The organism is Arthrobacter sp. NQ4, assembly GCF_029077345.1.
In the GTDB taxonomy this organism is placed as follows: domain Bacteria; phylum Actinomycetota; class Actinomycetes; order Actinomycetales; family Micrococcaceae; genus Arthrobacter.
Genome location: NZ_JARETC010000009.1, coordinates 135,615 through 154,898 on the forward strand (window position 1 = coordinate 135,615; position 19,284 = coordinate 154,898).

Annotated in this window: 19 protein-coding genes; 9 read left to right on the forward strand and 10 right to left on the reverse strand. The window is 65.7% G+C overall.

The window, feature by feature from the left end; translation table 11 throughout:
• Positions 1-149: 149 nt before the first annotated feature.
• A complete protein-coding gene (locus PUN51_RS15410) occupies positions 150-584 on the reverse strand; it encodes an SRPBCC family protein (RefSeq protein WP_275181592.1) in 435 nt (144 codons plus the stop codon).
• Between the two features lie 935 nt (positions 585-1,519).
• On the opposite strand from PUN51_RS15410, the gene PUN51_RS15415 reads away from it, so the two are divergent.
• Positions 1,520-1,639 (forward strand): MBL fold metallo-hydrolase RNA specificity domain-containing protein, encoded by a 120-nt coding sequence (locus tag PUN51_RS15415; protein ID WP_441296771.1) that lies wholly within the window; start codon positions 1,520-1,522, stop codon positions 1,637-1,639.
• A gap of 131 nt (positions 1,640-1,770) precedes the next feature.
• Here PUN51_RS15415 and PUN51_RS15420 read toward each other — a convergent pair whose 3' ends face one another.
• Positions 1,771-2,817: a TerC family protein gene (locus PUN51_RS15420; RefSeq protein WP_275181594.1), complete on the reverse strand. Its 1,047-nt coding sequence runs from the start codon at positions 2,815-2,817 to the stop codon at positions 1,771-1,773.
• Positions 2,818-3,037: 220 nt separating this feature from the next.
• Positions 3,038-3,907: a DUF1295 domain-containing protein gene (locus PUN51_RS15425; RefSeq protein WP_275181596.1), complete on the reverse strand. Its 870-nt coding sequence runs from the start codon at positions 3,905-3,907 to the stop codon at positions 3,038-3,040.
• A gap of 283 nt (positions 3,908-4,190) precedes the next feature.
• Here PUN51_RS15425 and PUN51_RS15430 point away from each other — a divergent pair, with 283 nt between their 5' ends.
• Positions 4,191-4,622, forward strand: coding sequence for a DUF2177 family protein (locus tag PUN51_RS15430; RefSeq protein WP_275181598.1), 432 nt, complete (start codon positions 4,191-4,193; stop codon positions 4,620-4,622).
• A gap of 222 nt (positions 4,623-4,844) precedes the next feature.
• Here PUN51_RS15430 and PUN51_RS15435 read toward each other — a convergent pair whose 3' ends face one another.
• The 3 genes from PUN51_RS15435 to PUN51_RS15445 all read right to left on the reverse strand — a co-directional run bounded on the left by PUN51_RS15435 (position 4,845) and on the right by PUN51_RS15445 (position 7,346).
• Positions 4,845-4,991 carry an MFS transporter small subunit gene (locus PUN51_RS15435; RefSeq protein ID WP_201302450.1) on the reverse strand — a complete coding sequence of 49 codons (147 nt, stop codon included), beginning with the start codon at positions 4,989-4,991 and terminating at the stop codon, positions 4,845-4,847.
• A gap of 1 nt (position 4,992) precedes the next feature.
• Entirely contained in the window at positions 4,993-6,378 is a 1,386-nt protein-coding gene (locus tag PUN51_RS15440) for an OFA family MFS transporter (RefSeq protein WP_159632719.1), read from the reverse strand.
• A gap of 161 nt (positions 6,379-6,539) precedes the next feature.
• Complete coding sequence (locus PUN51_RS15445) at positions 6,540-7,346, reverse strand: SPFH domain-containing protein (RefSeq protein WP_159632720.1); 807 nt, start codon at positions 7,344-7,346, stop codon at positions 6,540-6,542.
• A 161-nt stretch (positions 7,347-7,507) separates the two neighbouring features.
• On the opposite strand from PUN51_RS15445, the gene PUN51_RS15450 reads away from it, so the two are divergent.
• Positions 7,508-9,184, forward strand: coding sequence for an FAD-binding dehydrogenase (locus PUN51_RS15450; protein WP_275181602.1), 1,677 nt, complete (start codon positions 7,508-7,510; stop codon positions 9,182-9,184).
• Between the two features lie 101 nt (positions 9,185-9,285).
• On the opposite strand, the gene PUN51_RS15455 is transcribed toward PUN51_RS15450, so the two are convergent.
• From PUN51_RS15455 to PUN51_RS15465, 3 genes are read right to left on the reverse strand one after another with little or no spacing between them, the layout of a single operon-like run.
• Positions 9,286-9,858: a DUF1254 domain-containing protein gene (locus tag PUN51_RS15455; RefSeq protein WP_275181604.1), complete on the reverse strand. Its 573-nt coding sequence runs from the start codon at positions 9,856-9,858 to the stop codon at positions 9,286-9,288.
• Positions 9,855-10,529, reverse strand: a complete 675-nt coding sequence (locus PUN51_RS15460) for a DUF1214 domain-containing protein (RefSeq protein WP_275181606.1) — start codon at positions 10,527-10,529, stop codon at positions 9,855-9,857. The genes PUN51_RS15455 and PUN51_RS15460 overlap by 4 nt, the downstream gene beginning before the upstream one ends.
• Positions 10,526-11,038, reverse strand: coding sequence for a GNAT family N-acetyltransferase (locus tag PUN51_RS15465; protein ID WP_275181607.1), 513 nt, complete (start codon positions 11,036-11,038; stop codon positions 10,526-10,528). The genes PUN51_RS15460 and PUN51_RS15465 overlap by 4 nt, the downstream gene beginning before the upstream one ends.
• Positions 11,039-11,088: 50 nt before the next feature.
• On the opposite strand from PUN51_RS15465, the gene PUN51_RS15470 reads away from it, so the two are divergent.
• On the forward strand, positions 11,089-11,979 hold the full coding sequence (locus tag PUN51_RS15470) for a potassium channel family protein (protein WP_275181608.1): 891 nt from the start codon (positions 11,089-11,091) through the stop codon (positions 11,977-11,979).
• A gap of 21 nt (positions 11,980-12,000) precedes the next feature.
• On the opposite strand, the gene PUN51_RS15475 is transcribed toward PUN51_RS15470, so the two are convergent.
• A complete protein-coding gene (locus PUN51_RS15475; RefSeq protein WP_224025259.1) occupies positions 12,001-13,017 on the reverse strand; it encodes a LacI family DNA-binding transcriptional regulator in 1,017 nt (338 codons plus the stop codon).
• Between the two features lie 205 nt (positions 13,018-13,222).
• Between PUN51_RS15475 and PUN51_RS15480 the strand changes: the two genes are divergently transcribed.
• From PUN51_RS15480 to PUN51_RS15500, 5 genes are all read left to right on the forward strand, one after another.
• Positions 13,223-15,190, forward strand: coding sequence for a glycoside hydrolase family 127 protein (locus PUN51_RS15480; RefSeq protein ID WP_275181609.1), 1,968 nt, complete (start codon positions 13,223-13,225; stop codon positions 15,188-15,190).
• A 38-nt stretch (positions 15,191-15,228) separates the two neighbouring features.
• Entirely contained in the window at positions 15,229-16,518 is a 1,290-nt protein-coding gene (locus PUN51_RS15485; protein WP_224025257.1) for an ABC transporter substrate-binding protein, read from the forward strand.
• Between the two features lie 61 nt (positions 16,519-16,579).
• Positions 16,580-17,539, forward strand: coding sequence for a carbohydrate ABC transporter permease (locus tag PUN51_RS15490; protein WP_224025256.1), 960 nt, complete (start codon positions 16,580-16,582; stop codon positions 17,537-17,539).
• A gap of 26 nt (positions 17,540-17,565) precedes the next feature.
• The gene (locus PUN51_RS15495) at positions 17,566-18,426 is read left to right on the forward strand and encodes a carbohydrate ABC transporter permease (protein ID WP_275181611.1); all 861 of its coding nucleotides are present in this window, start codon (positions 17,566-17,568) and stop codon (positions 18,424-18,426) included.
• 120 nt (positions 18,427-18,546) lie between these two features.
• The gene (locus PUN51_RS15500; protein ID WP_275181613.1) at positions 18,547-19,284 is read left to right on the forward strand and encodes a hypothetical protein; all 738 of its coding nucleotides are present in this window, start codon (positions 18,547-18,549) and stop codon (positions 19,282-19,284) included.

Here is a 19,284-nt window from a genome sequence, read left to right on the forward strand (position 1 = left end):
TGGTGGGTGGCTCGATGCAGCTGGCGCGCTGCAACGCAGGGCCATATAAGCACACCGATTGGATGAAATGACAGGGCGCGGGATGGGGAGCCCTCCCCTGCGTGCTCGTCCCGCAAGGCATTGGCTTGGGTGCCGGCCTCCTACTGCGCCTACCGCGCCTCGAGGACTGTTTTGAGCTGTGCCAGCTGGGCTACCTCCTGGTCCATGGTGCGCTGGACCATCGGCCCGACGAGTTTCATCAGTCCCTTGGGGTGCAGGTCCAGGGTGAAGCGGACCGTTGTCCCGCCGTCGGATGGCCCGAGGTGGTAAGCGCCGGACGGGCGGGCAGGACCGGCCACCACCTGGAAGCCGAGGAGCCTGCCGGGTTCGGCGGCGGTGATCTCGTAGTCGCCGTCGATGGGCCGGCCGCCGGGTCCGCTCAGCGTCTGCTTGTATACCGCGCCAAGCATTCCGGGAGTGCCGCTCTTCAGCGAGATCGACTGAACGCCTGCGCGCCAGGCCGTGTTGTTCAGCCCGTCGGCCAGGAACGCATATACCTCGTCGGGCGAACGGCTGATGGTGATCTGGTTCTCGGCGTGAGCCATGGTGCCCCCTAAGCGTATCTTTTCGTGTCCGGCTATCCCGGCGCCAAGGAACAATCTGCCATCTGCGGCCCGTCCGGGGAAGGCCTGAACGACCCGAACCGCCCCCGGGCTTCGCGTTCCTGGGCCCTATTCTCCAAACGCCGTTCATACTCCTGCTGGCCGGCGCGATCATCGCCGGTCTGGCGCTGAACAAGGACGCCCCTCCCCAGGCAACGCCAAACGCGGTATAGCGGAAGCTCCACCGGGCAGGCCAGGCCGTCCCCGTCACCCTTTCGCCCTGCGCGGCACCCCGGGCTGCCGGCATACAGCGGAGCTGCCCAGCGGGTGCCGAAAGCCGGCGTCGCTTCAGGCAGGAACGTGTGGCCGGACATGGAGATTCCCGAGGATGTGTTCAGGAAAAGTTTGGTGCGTCAGCCCCCCACTACCGCTGACGCCACGCAAGAGCTTAGCGGCGGCGAACCTCCCAGCTGGTCGGTTCCGGCGGAAGTCGGGCAATCCTTCCCGACTCCTGCGCCAACCCTGCGGTTGGGCACGACCCGGGGCCTCCAATTACGGCACACTATGTCAGTCAACGGGGAAGCCCCACCAGCAATGCTGAAGGGGCTTCGACTGTTTTGATTCCGTTATGACGAACAGAACGTATTGACAGTGCTGCTCCTGGTTTACCGATGGCGCAAGAGCCAAACTTCCCAGCGGCCGGCAGTCTCCACACACACAAAACCTGCAGGTACCTTCGCGATCTCGCTAAGAGAAGGCTCGGACATTCTCATGTCCTGAACAACCCGGCGTCATCTGATGGTTACCTGCAGGCGCTTTAAGTTTAGGACCGGACCCGCTCCTCCAACAGGGGGCAGTGCCATTCCGCCGAAAATTTCCTGGGTTTCGATCTGCACCACCTGAACCCACCGCTCGGCCCGGCCAGTGCCTTCCCAGGAATCACCCACGGAGAGCCGGATGCCTCTGATGCCCTCCGGGCCAGGATCAAACGCCAGCTCGGATGGAGGGTCCGCGTCCCGGAGCACATGGAAACCATCTCACTGGACAAGCCGAGTTGAGGGGATTGCAAACCCCTGCCCTCCGGCACGTGAATCCTCCCCCACTCGCTCGGTCGCATGTCATCAGGGCTACGGAGGCACCCGCCTGGAGTGCCGCCGTCGTAAGTCCTGCGCAGGCAGCCGGCAGGCGCCTAGCGGGCCCCAGCCGGCGTATCCGAGTCCTCGCCTGCGCGGGCATCAACGTCACCTGTGACTGCATGTCCGCCCCCGCTGCCGGGACGGCGGCGGGTCTTGGCCAGGCTGGCCACCGTGGCCACCAGGATCGTGGCGCCGATGAACATCAGGGAGAACCAGATGGGGATCTCGGGCACCCAGAGGAGCGGCTGGCCGCCGTTGATGAAGGAGAGCTCGTTGACGTGCAGGGCGTGGAAGACCAGCTTGACGCCGATGAACGCGAGGATGACGGCGAGGCCCTGGGCGAGGTAGACGAGGCGTTCCAGCAGGCCGCCGATAAGGAAGAACAGCTGCCGCAAACCCATGAGGGCGAAGGCATTGGCCGTGAAGACGATGTACGCCTCGCTGGTCAGGCCGTAGATCGCGGGAATCGAGTCAACGGCGAAGATCAGGTCCACAAACCCGATCGCGATGATGGTGAGCATCATCGGCGTCACGAACCGCTTGCCGTCCAGCTTCACGGTGAGCCGGTCCCGGTGGTAGTCCGGGGTGACCGGCAGGACACGGCGGACCAGTTTCATGAATTTGCCGTCGGCCGGGTTGGCGTCGTGGCCGCCGAAGGCCTGCTTGTACGCGAGGAAGAGCAGCAGGGCGCCGAAAATGTAGAACACCCAGGAGAAGTTTTCGATCAGGGTGGCGCCAATGGCGATGAACCCGCCGCGGAGGATGAGGGCGATGATGATGCCCACCATCAGCACCTTCTGCTGGTACTTCTTGGGAACGGCGAAGCCTGTCATCACGATGAGGAAGACGAACAGGTTGTCCACGGACAGGGCTTTTTCGGTGAGGTAGCCGGCGAAGTACTCGCCGCCGTACGTCCAGTCGGACACCATTCCAATCCCGGCGCCGAACACCAGCCCGAGCCCAATGTAGAACGCCGACCAGCGGGCGGATTCACCGATGGAGGGTTCGTGGGGTTTGCGGACGTGGGCGAAGAACTCGTAAACGAAGAACAGGATGGTCACGGCGATTGTGATGATCCAGATGAGGGGTGTTACCTGCATGGCGGGTACTCCAAAGGGTAGGCGCTGACATGTACGCCAAGGTCTCCTCCGCCCGGTGGGAACCGGAGCCGGTGGCCCGGGATGCTTCGCTGCATCCGTATTGACGGGCCACGCACAGACGGGAGTACTCCCCTTGATGGGTTAAATCGTAACTGATCAACGGGCGACGGCGGCACCCGGTTCCGGATGCCGCCGTCGTAGATCATGCTGCGGGAGTGCCCTACTTCAGCTTGGGCACCAGCACCGGAGTGTTCCTCTTGTACTCCTCGTAGTCGGCCTGGCCGCCCCACTTTTTGTCCGCCTTCTTCTCCAGGGGCGGCACGCCGCTTCCCTTGATCAGCAGCAGGGCAACGAACACCGGGGAGACCAGCGCCGCCCACTGCCAGCCCTGCAGGACGGGCAGGGCGATGATGGCGACACCCACCCACAGCGTGATCTCCCCGAAGTAGTTGGGGTGGCGGGACTTGGACCACAGGCCGGTGCTGATGAAGCGGCCCTTGTTGGCGGGATCGTCCTTGAACCGGTTTTTCTGGAGGTCCGCCGCGGTCTCGATGGTGATGCCCACGAGCCACACCAGCAGGCCGATCCAGAAGAACCAGTCCAGGCCCACCTTCTTGTCCGACGTGATGGCCACCCACGCGAGCGCCGCAGTGAGCACCACCCACAGGCCCTGGATGGTCCAGGTGTTCAGGAAGCGGAAGAAATCCGGCTTGAGCTCGTCAAACCGGTCGTCCTTGCCGTGCTTGCTGATCCGCAGGAACAGGAAGCTTCCCAGCCGCGCAGCCCAGAGCACCACCATTGCCGCCAGCAGCATGCCGCGGGCATCCACGCCGGGGGACGCCAGCACCAGGAACACCGTGACGGAGATGTAGGTCAGGGCGCCGGTGAGGTCGTAGAACTTCTCCGTCTGCGCCTTGTAGGACGGGATGAAAACCAGCCACTGGATCACGAAGGCAATGGCGACCGCCAGTGCGAACACAGGGAACCCGCCGATCCTGGACCCGCCCTGGCTTCCGGCGAGGGCGATGAGCACCGCCACCACCACGGCGATGATGGTGCTGATGAGGGCCTTGCGGCTCTTTTCGTTCACGGACAGATTCCTTTCCCCTGGTCCGCCGCGCGCTGCTGCACGGCCGGTACCCGTCCGCGCCTCTCCGGGCACCGCTATATCCAACAACAACTCAGCCCTGGTGGCCTTGTCCACTAAGTGTTCGGAGCGGCGGCCATCCTGTATGGGGTGGAACCGGCACGGTCGCCGGCTTCACTCCTGCAAGAATGCGGATCCGGGCAGTCCACACCCGGCTGTGGCTGCGAACCACTCCTGAACCGCACCCGACCCGCACGCGAACCGCACCCGAGCCAAGGAGCCCGCCTTGAGCCCCCGCACCAAGAACTGGCTGACCGCCTACGTTGTCAGCGCCCTGATTTTCGCCGTGCTGGATGTGGTGTGGATCCTGCTGGTGGCCAACCCGCTCTACCGGAGCCAGATCGGCCACTTGCTGGGGGCCACGGCCAACCTGCCTGGCGCGGTGCTGTTCTATGTCATCTTCGTGGCGGGAATGGTGCACTACGGCATCCGGCCCAACGACTCCCGGGCTACGCTGCGGCAGCGGGTCACCGGCGCTGCGCTGTTCGGGTTCTTCACCTACGCCACCTGGGCGCTGACCGGGTTCGCCGTGCTGAAGGACTTCACCGCACTGGTGGCCGTGACGGACATTCTCTGGGGCGCCGCGGCCTGCAGCCTGGTCACCTGGGTGACGGCCAGCATCCTGCGGCGGCGGCTCATGAAGCCTGCTGCGGCCTGACCGCCGGCACCCGCGTCACGGACGGCACGCTTTAGGCCCACGAACGGCGGCGAACCCCCGGAAAACCGGGGCCGCCGTCGTCCGCTCCCGCCGAAACCCGGCTCTGCGTGACGCCCGGGCGCACAGACTGGCCCGGTTTTCGGCGCCGAGCGGGGGAAGCAACGGGCAACCACCGCGGTTCGGCCGCCAAAACCGGGCCAGCGTGACACCTGGGGCAAGAACTCAACCGAACAGGGCGGCCACCTGGGTCAGCGTCTGGAAGACGCCATAGGCCAGCGGGATCCCCACCAGGACCCAGGCCAGGACCAGCCTGCCGGTGGACTTCTTGACCGGCTCGTGTGCGCCGTGGGTGTGTGCGGTGCTGCTCATTTCAGGCCTCCATGGTGGATTCGTGCCGCTCGGGGCGGGATTCGTGGAACCGTGCGTCGACGGGCTTGACCAGCAGGTTGGCCACAAAGCCGATCACCAGCAGCGCCACCATGGTCAGCAGCGCCGGCTGGTAGGACACCGCATTCAGCTGGCCGGGCTTGCCCTGCGCATCCAGGATGCTGTTGACGATCAGTGGCCCGGCCACACCGGCGGCGGACCACGCGGTCAGCAGCCGGCCGTGGATGGCGCCCACCTGGAACGTCCCGAACAGGTCCCGCAGATAGGCCGGAACGGTGGCAAAGCCGCCCCCATAGAACGAGATGATGACGAAGGCGAGCACCACGTAAAGGGCCGTGGCACTGGACCCGGCCAGCGCCAGCACCGTGTACAGCACGGCACCCACGCCCAGGTACACCATGTAGATCCGCTTGCGGCCCGTGACGTCGGAGGTGGCGGACCAGGCGAACCGGCCGGACATGTTGCCGATGGACAGCAGCCCCACGAAACCTGCGGCCACGCCGGCGCTCACCAGGGACTTGCCGTCGGACTGCCGGAAGAAGTCCTGGATCATGGGCGCGGCCTGCTCCAGGATGCCGATGCCGGCCGTGACGTTGCAGAACAGCGCCACCCACACCAGCCAGAACTGGCGCGTCTTGATGGCGTTCTTGGCCGAGACGTTCTCGGTGGTCACCAGCTTGGCCGCCTTGACCTTGGAGGGGTCGAACCCGGCGGGGCGCCACCCGTCGGCGGGCACCCGGACGGTAAACGCGCCGAACAGCATGTAGGCGAGATAGACGACGGCGAGGGTCAGGAAGAGCTTGCCCACGGCATCACCGCTGGCAACCCAGCCCTGGGCACCGGAGTTGGGATCGTACGCCTTGAGCAGGGCCTGGGATACCGGGCTGGCGATCAGTGCGCCGCCGCCGAAGCCCATGATCGCCATGCCGGTGGCCAGGCCCGGCCGGTCCGGGAACCACTTGATCAGCGTGGACACCGGCGAGATGTACCCGATGCCCAGTCCGATGCCGCCCACCACGCCGTACCCGAGGTAGACCAGCCAGAGCTGCCGGGTGAAGATGCCCACCGAACCGATGAGGAAGCCGCCCGCCCAGAACATCGCGGACGTGAACATCGCCTTGCGCGGGCCGTTGGTGTCCACCCAGGTGCCCATGACCGCGGCGGAAAGGCCCAGCATGACGATGGCGATGGAGAAGATCACGCCCACCTCGGTCAGGCTGGCACCGAAGTGCTTCACCAGCGCGGTCTTGTACACGCTGGTGGCGTAGGCCTGACCGATGCACAAGTGGACGGCGAGCGCCGCCGGCGGGACCAGCCAGCGGTTGAAGCCCGGCGGGGCGATGGAGTGGTCACGGTCCAGGAAGCCCATGGTTGATTCCCTTTGCTTGTCGAAGACGTCGATGTCTGATCGATCCAGAGGCGAAAGACCTTGACGAGCCCAGGCCCCTTGCCTTGGGCAATCATCTTGCAAATCATCAGCAAACGTACTGTTGGCGCGCCGAACGGCGGGGATTTTACGGCGAGCGGCGGTCAGGCGGCCTTGATGGGCGGCTTACCGGCGGAGGCCGCCTGGCCCTCCCGGGCCAGGAAAGCCGACAGTTCGCCGATGGTGCTCATGAGCGGTGCCGGGAACACCACGGTGGTGTTCTTGTCCACGCCGATTTCCACCAGGGACTGCAGGTTCCTGAGCTGCAGGGCCAGCGGGTGGGCCATCATGGTGTCCGACGCGTCGCCGAGCGCCGTTGCGGCGATGGCCTCGCCTTCGGCGGCGATGATCTTGGCCCTCTTCTCACGTTCAGCTTCAGCCTGGCGGGCCATGGCGCGCTTCATGCTTTCGGGCAGCTGGATATCCTTCAGCTCAACCAGCGTGACCTCCACGCCCCACTCGACGCTGAGCACGTCGAGGATTTGCCGGATGTCAGCGTTGATCCGCGCGGTCTCGGACAGGGTCTGGTCCAGGGTGTGCTGGCCCACGACTTTCCGCAGGGTGGTCTGGGCGATCTGGTCGATGGCCGCGGCAACGTTTTCGATGGCGACAATGGACTTCACGGCGTCCACCACGCGGTAGTAGGCCACCGCTGAAACATCCACGCTGACGTTGTCCTGGGTGATGATGCCCTGGGACTGGATGGGCATGGTGACGATCCGCAGGCTGACCAGCGGCAGCCGGTCGATGACCGGGACGATCAGCCGCAGCCCGGGCTCCCGCACGCCGACCACCCGGCCAAGCCGGAAGAGCACACCCTTCTCGTATTGGCGCACAATCCGGATGGACATCCTCGCCACGATGAGCAGCAGGATGACGACAACAACCGCAATGACGGTGGTGGGGTCCATCAGGATCCCCTCCTGAAGTACTGGGTGGGACCTGCCGGAGCCGGGCCGGCGCCGTGACAGATGTCCTGGCTCCATTCTCCCACCAACCATGAAGGAGAGCTTCAAACCTGCTGTAGGTTGATGCTGGACTCTCACTTATCGTCAGGCAGGGCGGGGATCGCATGGACGCGGACGTCATCATCATCGGCGGCGGGCTGGCAGGGCTCGTGGCCGCCAACGAGCTGGTCCGCGCCGGACGGCGGGCGGCCATCGTGGACCAGGAGAACGCGGCCAACCTGGGCGGGCAGGCGTTCTGGTCGCTGGGCGGCCTGTTCCTGGTGGACACCCCGATGCAGCGCCGGCTGGGCGTAAAGGATTCCTTTGAGCTGGCATGGCAGGACTGGCAGGGCTCGGCGCAGTGGGACCGGCTTTCCGGCCCGCACCCGGAGGACGAATGGGCGGCCCGGTGGGGGCGCGCGTACGTGGAGTTCGCCGCCGGGGAGAAGCGCGCCTGGCTGCAGCAGCAGGGCATCCGGTTCACCCCGCTGGTGGGCTGGGCGGAGCGCGGCGACGGCAGGGCAGGCGGCCACGGCAACTCGGTCCCCCGATTCCATGTTCCCTGGGGCACCGGCACCGGGGTGTCGGAACCCTTCGCAGACAAGGCCCGCGCGGCTGCCGCGGCGGGCGGCGTCAGGTTTTTCTTCCGGCACCGGGTTGACGGTTTAACGTACGACGGCGGCACGGTCACCGGGGTGCGGGGCGCAGTGCTGGCACCGGATGCCTCCCCGCGTGGCGTCTCCTCCAACCGGGACGTGGTTGGGGAGTTCGAGCTGCGGGCGCAGGCTGTGGTGATCGCGTCCGGCGGGATCGGCGGCAACCACGGGCAGGTGCGCCGCTGGTGGCCCGATCGGCTGGGGACGCCGCCGCGGAAGATGGTCACCGGCGTCCCGCAGCATGTGGACGGGCGGATGCTGGACATCGCCGACCAGTCCGGCGTCAGGCTGGTGAACCGCGACCGGATGTGGCACTACACGGAGGGCATCCGGAACTGGAACCCCATCTGGCCGGACCATGCCATCCGAATCCTGCCCGGGCCGTCGTCGCTCTGGTTCGATGCCCTGGGCCGCCGGCTCCCCGCCCCCGGCCTGCCCGGCTACGACACCCTGGGCACCCTCGGCCTGCTGCGAACCACGCCTGGGATCCAGCAGTTCGACCATTCCTGGTTCATCCTCAACCAGCGCATCATCGAAAAGGAGTTCGCCCTTTCAGGCTCCGAGCAGAATCCGGACATCACCAACCGGGACCTCAAGCTCCTGCTGAGGACCCGGCTGGGCCGGGGCGCGTCCGGCCCCATCGAGGCGTTCAAGGAGCATGGCGCTGACTTTGTGGTGGCGGACAACCTGGCGGACCTGGTCCGCGGGATGAACGCCCTGACGGACCAGCCGCTGCTGGACCACGGACACCTCCGGCGGCAGATCGAGGAGCGCGACGCCGAGATCCGCAACCCCTATTCCAAGGACGTCCAGGTGGCCGGCATCCGGAACAGCCGGCGCTACCTGGGAGACCGGCTTTTCCGCACCGTGAAGCCGCACCGGATCCTGGACCCGAAAGCCGGGCCGCTGATCGCCGTGCGGCTGCACGTGGTCACCCGGAAAACCTTGGGCGGAATCCAGACGGACCTCACAGGCCAGGCACTGGGACGGGACGGCGTTCCCATTCCCGGGCTTTATGCTGCCGGGGAAGCGGCCGGCTTCGGCGGCGGCGGCACCCACGGGTACAACGCGCTCGAAGGCACCTTCCTGGGCGGGTGCATCTTCACCGGCCTCACCGTGGGCCGCACGCTCGCCGCCGCACTCTAAGCCCCCCGCTGTAGCCCGGTGCGCACCAGGGCCCGGGCCGCACCAAAGTCAGCTGTTGCACCCGGTCCTGTGCCGCCGTCGTCCGCTGTGCCCTCACGAAGTTACGGCGGGGGCGCCAGTCGCAGCTGCGTTGAGAGCCTGTACGCGGCTGGGAGGTCGCCGTCGTCGTAGACCAGCACGCGGCCGATGAGGAGCACCGATCGGCGCGGCGATGCGATATGCCCCATCCCGCCCGGGACATCACCGGACCATCCAGGCCCGGTGATGAGGAAATCCCCTGGTCCAGTTCCGGTGGTGCGCTTGCCGACGTAGGCGAAATTGGTGTTGTTCGAGGGGTTGGTGAACTGCACGCTGTAGTAGCGCCCTCCCATGTCCGGCACGTGGAGCACCAGCGGACCTTTCGAGAGGTCCAGCCAACCCAAGGTCAAGAGGGTGTCCCGGTTGACGCCGGCCGATGCCACTCGGGACGTGCCCGCCGGCATATTGGGCGGGTCTGCGAAGAGCGCCTGCGACTGGGTGTACAGGGTGTTGACGGGAATGGGACCTTCGCCGAAGCCCTTGACCACGATGGCCCGCTTGTACACGGAGAGGAGCATGCGGGGCCAAAAATAGGTGGCAGCGAACCACGTGGCCGCCATGACCGTGAAGAAGATGAGCAGGTGTTCCAGCCTCAAGGCGTCCCGCCTCCCGCACTGGCCTCTGCCGGAACCACATAGCTTCCGTCCAGGAGTGCAGGGCCGGGCTCGTAGACACGCAGCCAGAGAATGAACTTTCCGTCCGGGGCGGGCAGCCAGTTGGGTTCGCGGCCTGCCGGAGGGGTGGCCTGGATGCAGACCTCGACAGAGCCGTCCGGGCCGGGGACCAGGCCGGACCTGTCGCTCACGCTGTACCTGTGGAGGGGGTTGGCCACGAAGCGGTTCCGGGCATCGCCCATCGTGAGTGACCAAAAGGCGTTGGTGGGCGGCAGTCCGCCGGGCGGGAACCGGAGGACGTACTGGTGCCGGCCGGTCAGCGGGGCGCCCGAGGCGTCAGAATTGGCCCACCAGTAGACCGCTTCTTCCGGTGTGTTCACCGGGCCCGGGAACAGCTGGGCGCAGGCAGCGCGCAGCAGCACGCCGTTGCCGGGATCGCCCAGGCCGGGCATGGTGATCCACCCGTTCACCCGGACGGCTTTGATCCTGGCGTACACCTGGGCGGTGACGAAAGCCAGGCCAAAGCCGATCAGGAAGCCCTGCAGCACATCGCTGCGGACGGTCCGGTTCAGCGGGAGGAAGAGCATGGCAAGGATGAACGCCACGCAGATGATGCCCACCAGCGCGGCGAAGTAGGCATAGGCCCTCCTCAACGCTCCGTTGCCTCCTTGGCCCTCCGGACCAGCCGGAGTTCGGGAAGTGCCTCCCATTCGGGTGGGAGGGTGTTGCGTTTACCGTCGGGCCGGAACCCCTGTTTCAGGTAGAAGGCAAGCGCGCGCGGGTTGTCTTCCAGCACCCACAGGTACGTCGGACCGGAGCCGACGGCGGCACGCACCAGTGCTGCCCCCAGGCCGCTCCCATAGGTGCGCCTGAGGGTGTAGATCGAGTAAAGCTCCAGCGCTTCAGGAGCGTCGTTCTCCCGCCCGGGGCCGGCGTCCGCGTAGCCCACCAGCTGGTTGTCGGCGTCGAAGGCGAGGATCCGCGGCTCCCGGGTGTCCAGGAACGCCCGTCGCCGCTCCACCCGTTCCGGGATGCCGGCCCGGCGCCGCTCGAAGAAGGCCGGCGAGAGCAGGTGCGGGTAGCACTCCTCGTGCGCCAGCGTCTGCATGAGCACCACGGCTTCGGCGTCTTCCGGGGTGGCCTGGCGAAGTCGAAAGTCCATGGCGCCAGCCTAGCCAGCGGACCGGCACTCCGCGGCACTTAAGATGAGGCATGGACTTCGAGGGCGTGCTTTTGACGGCGGTTGGCGCGGCGCTGATTCTGCTGATGATCGCCGACGTCTTCCACACCTTGCTCTACCCGCATGGCTCGGGTCCCGTGGGACGGACCATCATGCGCGGGTTCTGGCTGCTGTCCAGGAAACTCAGGGGCGGCGCCTCATCAGTCGCCGCACCGCTGGCCATGGCTGCGGTCATCGCTGCCTGGGCCACCCTGGCTGCCGTGGGCTGGGCGCTCCTGTACCTCCCCCACCTGCCGGCCGGCTTCTCCTATTCGAACGACATCCCCCGGCAGGCCGACTTCGCCGAGGCGCTCTACATTTCGCTGGTGGCCCTGTCCACCGCCGGTTTCGGTGAGATCGTGGCCATCCATCCGGTCCTCCGGCTGGTGATGGCGTTCCAGGCCGTGGCAGGTTTTGGCCTGCTCACCGCCACGGTTTCCTGGATCCTGCAGACCTACCCGGCGCTGAGCCGGCGGCGTGCCCTTGCCCACCGGCTCAACCTGTTCCGGGAAGCGGCGGGAACCTCCGGCATCGCGGCGCTGGAAGCCGGTCATGCGGCGGGACTGCTGGAAGGCATGGCCGAAAACGTGGCGTCCGTGAGCATCGATCTCCTGTCCTTCCACGAGACCTACTACTTCCACGAGGTGGAACAGCGGGGATCGCTGCCGGCCACCCTTGCCTACGCCCATCAGCTGGCCTCGGAAGCCCAGGCCAGCGACAACCCTGAACTGCGGTTTGCCGGGCGGATGCTCTACGCGGCCCTGGATGACCTGGCAGAAGTGCTGCGCGGAAAGTTCGGCCATGTGGGAGACACGTCCTCCGACGTGTTCGACCACTACGAACTCCACCACCGGCACCGGCGGCCCCCGGCCCCGCGGGCGTGACGCTGCGGTTTGTCCCGCAGGTCACCTCGGCGGACCTGAGGACTCCCGGACGATGAGGTCGCAGTCCACAATGTGAACCCCTGGACGCGGGACCCCGTCCAGGGCTGACAACAGGGCCTCCCCCGCGCGGCGGCCGATCGTGGAAAGGTTCAGGTCCACGCTGGAAAGATGCGGCCGGTACCCATCGGTGAACGGGGACCAGTTGTCCACGCCGATCAGTGCTACATCGTCGGGGATCGACCGGCCGTGCCGTTCAAGTTCATAGGCGGCGCCCCGCGCGATCTGGTCGCTGCCACAGAAGATGGCGTCCACGTCCGGGTGGTTGGCCAGCAGCGCACGGACCCCGTTGTGGCCCCATTCCTCACTCCAGCTTCCATACCAGATGTCCCCCACTGGCTCCAGGCCCTGATCAGCCATGGCGGCAAGGAAACCTTCCGCACGCAGCGCGGCGGACGCATGGTTTTCCAGGCCGGTGATGTGGGCGATTCGACGCCTGCCGGTCTTGATCAGGTGGTCAACGGCACGGCGGGCGCCGCCGCGCTCGTCCGCGGTGACTGAGCAGTCCAGCGGATCGGTTGACGGCGCAAAGGCATAGATGACCGGTACGGGCAGGTGCTCCCCCAGCGGCGTCCGCGGATCCACCTTGCGCCCGACGGCGATGATTCCATCAACCTGCCGTGCCAGGAGCGTACGCACGTAGTGCTGCTCCCGGATGGGGTCGTCCCGGCTGTCGCACAGGAAGCAGAGCATCTCCCCGAGGCCGAGCGCGTCCTCGACCCCGCGCAGAATGGGAATGCTGAAGCGTCCGTAACTGTCGGTGGTGATCACCCCCACTGTGTACGTCCTGCCACCGCGGATGCTTCGTGCTGCGCCATTGGGCAGCCAGCCAACTTCCTCCGCGGCAGCGCGGACGCGCAGCCGCGTCGACTCCCGCAGCTGGCCCGTGCCGTTCAAGGCCTTTGACACTGTTCCGGTCGAAACTCCCGCGAGCGCGGCTACCGCCGCTATGCCGGAATTACGGAAACTATTTTCCGACATGCCTCCCTCTCCTGACCCGGGAATACAAGCTCCCCCGACTGCACGAACTGCCTGTAATCCTTGTGCAGCCTATCAGAAACCGTTGACACATGAGACGCAGGTCACTTAGAGTCGGGCTTCGGAAGACGATTTCCTAATTTTCCGTTTCCGGATTTCCGGATTCTGTCGCATCACCCTTCGATTCACACCATGGAAGAGGTCATTGATGACATCTGTTCACGACATTCCGGCACCGGCCAGCGGCCAGGGGGCCAGCAACGGGACCGCAGCAGGGCCAGTCGGGGCGACGGCGTCCGGGCATTACGCGCTTCGCCCGCTGGCCTTCAACTCCGCGCGGCTGCGCCCGGAGGGACACCTGGGCAGCTGGCAGGAGCTCAACCGGACTGCCACCATCCCCCATTGCATAGAGAATGTGGAATCCAGCGGCGCCCTGGACAACTTCCGGCGCCTGGCCGGCGAGAGCGATGCGGCCTTCCGGGGTTTCTGGTTCCAGGACACAGACCTCTACAAGACGCTGGAGGCGGTGGGATGGGAGGCCGGCCGCCAGGCCGACCCCCGCTGGGAAGAGTACCTGGAGTCCGTGGGCACCCTCCTGGCCAAGGTGCAGGAGTCCGACGGCTACCTGAATACGTGGGTGCAAGGCGTCGAGCCCGGCCAGCGCTGGGACAAGCTCCAATGGAGCCATGAACTGTACACCGCCGGCCACCTGCTGCAGGCCGCCGTGGCAGCGGCCCGCACCACCGGAAACGGAACCATCGTGGAGGTGGCCCGCCGTGTTGCTGACTGCGTCGTGGAAACCTTCGGCCCGGGCGGCGTCGAAAAGATTGACGGCCACCCGGAAGTAGAAACGGCACTGGTGGAGCTCTACCGCCTGACCGGAGACAAACGCTACCTCGATACGGCGGTCCGGCAACTGGACCTGCGCGGCCACGGCATCCTGCCCGACGACAGGTTCGGCCGCCAGTATTTCCAGGACCACCTTCCCATTCGCAAGGCAGCCCAGGAAGCAACCGGGCACGCGGTGCGGCAGGTTTACCTCTCAACCGGAGTAGCCGATGCCTACGTCGAAAACGGTGATCGGTCCCTGCTGGAGGCCGCCGAATCGCTATGGGAGAACATATTTTCCCAAAAGGCCTATCTGACCGGCGCCCTGGGATCGCGCCACCGGGACGAGGCGTTCGGGGACGCCTTTGAGCTGCCACCGGACCGCGCCTACGCCGAGACCTGCGCCTCCATAGCGAGCCTGCACTTCAGCTGGCGCCTGCTGCTCGCCACAGGCAATGGCAAATATGCCGATGAGATGGAACGGGCCCTCTACAACGGCATCGCCGCCTCGACCTCCCTGGAGGGCAACAGCTTCTTCTACTCGAATCCGCTGCAGCTGCGCACCGGCCACGACGGATCCACCGAGGACGCGCCGTCGGAACGCCTGTCCTGGTACGCGTGCGCCTGCTGCCCGCCGAACCTGGCACGACTGGTGGCGTCCCTGCACCACTACGTGGCCACGCAGGATGAGTCCGGGCTGCAGCTTCAGCTGCTGCATGACGGCGAGGTGCGCGCTTCGGGCGAGCCTTTCGGTGGTGAAGTATCAGTTGCCACCACAACGGATTACCCGTGGGACGAGACGGCCAGCATCGAGGTTACGGCCCCTGCCGGCGAATGGACGCTTTCTGTGCGCATCCCTTCCTGGTGCGAGCACCCCCAGGTTGTGATTGACGGCTCCGCGGTGGAGGCCTCGCCGGACGCACTGGGCTATATCCGGTTGCACCGCGACTGGGAAGGCAGGACCACAGTCCTGCTCACACTACCCATGCCGGCCCGTATTGTTAGCGCTAACCCACGGGTTGACGCCGTCCGCGGAACCGTCGCCCTGGCGCGTGGACCTGTCGTCTATTGCCTGGAGCAACACGACCAGGCAGACGGCGTCGTACTTGAAGACCTTGCCATCGACGCGGCCGCTCCAGTGGAAATCATCCCCGCGGACGGCATCCCGGGGGTGCGAACGATACTCAAGGCCGCAGGAGTGGCCCATACCCCGGGGCAGCAACCGCTCTACCGAACCCACGGAGCTGATGCCGTGGAGCAGCGGCCCGTCGCACTGACTGCCATTCCGTATTTCCGCTGGGCCAACCGCGGTCCGGCCGCCATGCGGGTCTGGATCCCCGTCGCCTAGCTGCACCGCCACACCATCCCTATGAAGAGGAACAGCATATGAAACGTACAAAACTCGCCGCAGCACTGGCGCTGGCGGCATCCCTCACCCTCACAGCCACCGGCTGCGGCGGACCTTCCGGCTCAGACACGCTGCAGGCCTCCTCCGGCGGGGAGCCCAGCGGGACCATCACGCTTTGGGCACGCGATTCGCAGAAAGGATTCATGGACATCCTTGCGGATGCCTACAACAAGTCGCACAAGGCCCAGGTCCAGGTGACCATCGTGCCCAGCGGAAACTTCGTACAGAAATTCGGCACCGCCACCGCCGGCGGGTCGGGACCGGACGTGGCATCGATCGACCTGGTCTACCTGCCCTACTTCGCGTCCACCGGCGTCTTGCAGGACATCACGGACGAGGCATCCAAACTGCCGTACAAGGACAAGCTCAGCCCGTCCCACGCCCGACTCTCCACCTGGGAGGACAAGACCTACGCCCTGCCCTTCACGGCGGAAGCGTCCGTGCTGTTCTACAACAAGGAACTCTTTCAAAAGGCGGGCCTTGATCCCGCCAAGCCGCCGGCCAACTACGAGGAAATCCTCAGCGCAGCCAAGAAAATACGTGCACTGGGACCGGACACCTACGGCTTCACCATGGCCGGACAATGCGGCGGCTGCAACATCTTCGAGTTCACACCCAGCGTCTGGGCCAGCGGTGGTGACGTGCTCTCCGCCGATGGCAAGACCGCCAAGCTGGATTCCCCCGAGGTAACCAAGGCGTTGACGTTCTACAAGCAGATGCACGACGCCGGCGTGATGCCGGAGGCGGCGAAGACCGACTCCGGCACAGCCCAGCCCGCCCTGTTCCAGGCCGGAAAAGTGGGCATGGTGGTGCTCGGTGCCTTCTTCACGCAGACCTTGAACACGGACAAGAAGATCGACTACGGCATCGCCCCGATCCCGGGCGAGAACGGCGGGTCGGCCTCCTTTGCGGGTGGTGACAACATTGCCGTCACCACGGGATCGAAGAACAAGCCTGCGGCATGGGACTTCGTGAAGTGGGCCACCGGCGACGAGGCCCAGACCCTGCTGGCCAAGAATTCCATCGTTCCTGTCAGGACCGACCTGGTGAAGAGCGTCTATGCCTCGGCGGACCCCCGCAACGAGATTTTCAGCAAGGCGCTCGAAACCGGAAAGACACCATACAGCGTCGTGGAAAACAAGTTGTTCAACGACAACAACGGGCCCTGGGCCACCATGATCAACGAGGCCGTATTCGGCGGCGACGTCCAGGCCGCGCAGCAGAAGGCGCAGCAGGCCGCCCAGCAGATTATCCAGACCGGACCCTGACATTCCACGGGTGCTGCCGCAGACTGCGGCAGCACCCGTCTTGTCCTAAAGGAGAACTACCTTGGCACACAACACCATCGTGACGGCGCGGCCCGGCAAGATCAGACGCCCGTCGGTGCCTCCGCGCCCCCGGGGGCGCCGGAGGACCCTTTCCACCTCGCGCAGCAGGCTCGGCGCCGCGGTGGTCACCCCGGCTCTGATCCTCCTCACCGTCTTCTTCTTCCTGCCCGTGGTCCTGATGCTGTGGATGTCCCTGAACCGCTGGCCGCTGCTGGGAAAGATCAGCTTCATCGGCCTGGGAAATTACACAACCGCATTCCAGGACCAGGACTTCCTGCGTGCGGCGGGGTTTACCCTGCTTTACACGCTGATCATGACTCCCCTGCTGCTGGTCATCGGAATCGCGCTGGCACTGCTCATCCGGCGCCCTGGAAAAGCATCCAGGGTCTTTCAGTCCATCTATTTCCTGCCGGTGGTGGTCGGCTTCGCCGCCGCCGGCTACCTGTGGCTCTTCATGGCCCAGCCCAACATCGGGCCCATGCTGGACTTACTCACCCGCAGCGGGTTGGCATCGCACTCGGACAACTGGTTCGGCACCTTCGCCACCGCATTGGGCATCGTTTGCGCAATGGTGGTCTGGAAGGTCGCCGGCATGCAGATGCTGCTGCTGAACTCCGGGCTGCAGTCCATACCCGTTGAGCTCGAGGAAGCGGCCAGGATCGACGGTGCCAGCCGGACGCAGGTGTTCCGGTACATCATCCTGCCGCTGCTGCGGCCCACTCTCGCCCTGGTGCTGGTCTTTTCGGTGGCCGGTTCCCTGCTGGCCTTCGACCAGTTCTACATCATGACCAGCGGCGGTCCGGCCAACCAGACCATCACCGCGGTCTACCACATCTACCGGGTTTCCTTCCAGGGCTTCCAGCTCGGCTACGGCGCCGCGCTCTCGGCCCTGCTGATGATCGTGCTCGCGATCGTCAGCGCCATCCAGATGCTCATTCTCCGCAACTCGGACCACAACTAGTCCACCACTTCGGAAACGGACCCCTCATGACTTCACTGCAGTCCAGTCTTCGCCCGGTGCCGCGCGCAGCCTGGTGGATCATCAATGTCAGCCTTGCGGCCCTGTTCCTCTACCCGTTCTGGGTGGTGGTCTCCCAGTCAATCAAGTCCCCCGCCGAGGCCGCGGCCGCTCCGCCGACGCTGTTCCCCGGTTCTTTCTCCTGGGGCAACTTCGCCAAGCTCTTCAGCAACGAGAACGGGGGCGCGGGCTTCATCCAGCAGCTCGGCAACAGCGTCATGGTCTCCATCGGCGCCACCCTCCTGACCATCGTGCTAAGCACGCTTGCGGGCTACGGTTTCGCCAGGTTGCGGTTCCGTGGCAGCAACTTGCTGTTCTTCGCCACGCTGGCCACCTTCATGATTCCCTTCCAGGCGGTCATCACGCCGCTGTACCTGGTGCTGCACCAGATTGGGCTGACCAACAACCTTCTGGGCCTGATGCTCGTCTACACCACCTTCAACCTGCCCTTCGGCATTTTCCTGATGCGAAACTCTTTCGCCGCGCTGCCGTCGAGCATCGAGGAAGCCGCCTTGGTGGACGGGTGCGGCGTGCTTCGGGCGATGGTCCGGGTGCTGCTTCCAGTGGCGATTCCGGGGGTAATCAGCACCGCACTGTTCACCTTCTTCGCCTCGTGGAACGAGTTCTTCGCGGCGCTGATCCTGATGACCGACCAGTCCAAGTACACGCTTCCCGTCGCCTTGAACGTGCTCTCCAGCGGCACCTTTGGGACGTTGGACTGGGGAGCGCTGCAGGCCGGCGTCGCGGTGACCATCATCCCGTGCATCGTCATCTACGTCCTGCTCCAGAAGTACTACGTGGGAGGCATGCTCACGGGCGCCATGAAATAAGCCCTGGGACCAGGCAAAGGAAGCTTACGCCCCATAACACCCACCCGGACTCGACGTCCGTTGTAGCCGCGCGGGGCCGGGCGTAAACTCAGCCCACCATCCATGGGGAGGCGAATAGCCATGAAGACCATCCGGACGCGGGCCCTCGAAGCGGAACACCAGGCCACGCTCACTCCCGGCGACGACGAACGGTTCTCCGGATACGGCGTGATGGGGCTGACGTTCAGCACCGGCCACGTCCTGGCCATGCGGCGCTTCCCCGTGACCAGCGTGGGCCCGGGCTACACCTCGGTCTGGCTGCGCAGGCCCTCCGGCTCCTGGACCATCTATGCGAATGCAGCACCGGATGTCTCCTGCGCCCGCTATTTCAGCGCCGGCCTCACCGATGCCGTCCAGTGCGACGTCGGCGTCGACTGGACCGGCGACACATCCTTCACCGTGACCATCGGCCAGGAAGTGGACCTCACCTGGGACGTGGAACTCGGATCGACGCCCATCACCGCTGCCATGAGCGCGGTGATGACGGCGCTGCCCAACAAGCTTTTGTCCAACAAGGCATTCCTGAAGTCGATGGGTTCCGCCGCAGGCCCCATGCTCAGCGCTGGACACCTCGGACTGACGGGCAGTGTTCCCAACAAACAGGGCTTCCGGGCCAAACCCCGGCGCATGTGGTTCATCTCCCGCAGCACGGCAACCCTCGGCGGCGAGGACCTCGGCACCCCGCAGCCACTCACCGTGCAGACCAGGCTGGGTGATTTCTGGATCCCCCAGCGCGGCATCTTCGTGATTGGCGCCTCGTCCTTCGACCGGTTCGATCCTGCGCAGCATCTTCCCGCCACCACCCGCAAGACCCCGTAG

Excerpts from the sequence above, each read along its gene's own strand:
- PUN51_RS15410 (WP_275181592.1), bottom strand. The coding sequence starts at position 584 with ATGGCTCACGCCGAGAACCAGATCACCATCAGCCGTTCGCCCGACGAG.
- PUN51_RS15420 (WP_275181594.1), bottom strand. The coding sequence starts at position 2,817 with ATGCAGGTAACACCCCTCATCTGGATCATCACAATCGCCGTGACCATC.
- PUN51_RS15435 (WP_201302450.1), bottom strand. The coding sequence starts at position 4,991 with ATGAGCAGCACCGCACACACCCACGGCGCACACGAGCCGGTCAAGAAG.
- PUN51_RS15440 (WP_159632719.1), bottom strand. The coding sequence starts at position 6,378 with ATGGGCTTCCTGGACCGTGACCACTCCATCGCCCCGCCGGGCTTCAAC.
- PUN51_RS15445 (WP_159632720.1), bottom strand. The coding sequence starts at position 7,346 with ATGGACCCCACCACCGTCATTGCGGTTGTTGTCGTCATCCTGCTGCTC.
- PUN51_RS15450 (WP_275181602.1), top strand. The coding sequence starts at position 7,508 with ATGGACGCGGACGTCATCATCATCGGCGGCGGGCTGGCAGGGCTCGTG.
- PUN51_RS15465 (WP_275181607.1), bottom strand. The coding sequence starts at position 11,038 with ATGGACTTTCGACTTCGCCAGGCCACCCCGGAAGACGCCGAAGCCGTG.
- PUN51_RS15470 (WP_275181608.1), top strand. The coding sequence starts at position 11,089 with ATGGACTTCGAGGGCGTGCTTTTGACGGCGGTTGGCGCGGCGCTGATT.
- PUN51_RS15475 (WP_224025259.1), bottom strand. The coding sequence starts at position 13,017 with ATGTCGGAAAATAGTTTCCGTAATTCCGGCATAGCGGCGGTAGCCGCG.
- PUN51_RS15480 (WP_275181609.1), top strand. The coding sequence starts at position 13,223 with ATGACATCTGTTCACGACATTCCGGCACCGGCCAGCGGCCAGGGGGCC.
- PUN51_RS15485 (WP_224025257.1), top strand. The coding sequence starts at position 15,229 with ATGAAACGTACAAAACTCGCCGCAGCACTGGCGCTGGCGGCATCCCTC.
- PUN51_RS15495 (WP_275181611.1), top strand. The coding sequence starts at position 17,566 with ATGACTTCACTGCAGTCCAGTCTTCGCCCGGTGCCGCGCGCAGCCTGG.
- PUN51_RS15500 (WP_275181613.1), top strand. The coding sequence starts at position 18,547 with ATGAAGACCATCCGGACGCGGGCCCTCGAAGCGGAACACCAGGCCACG.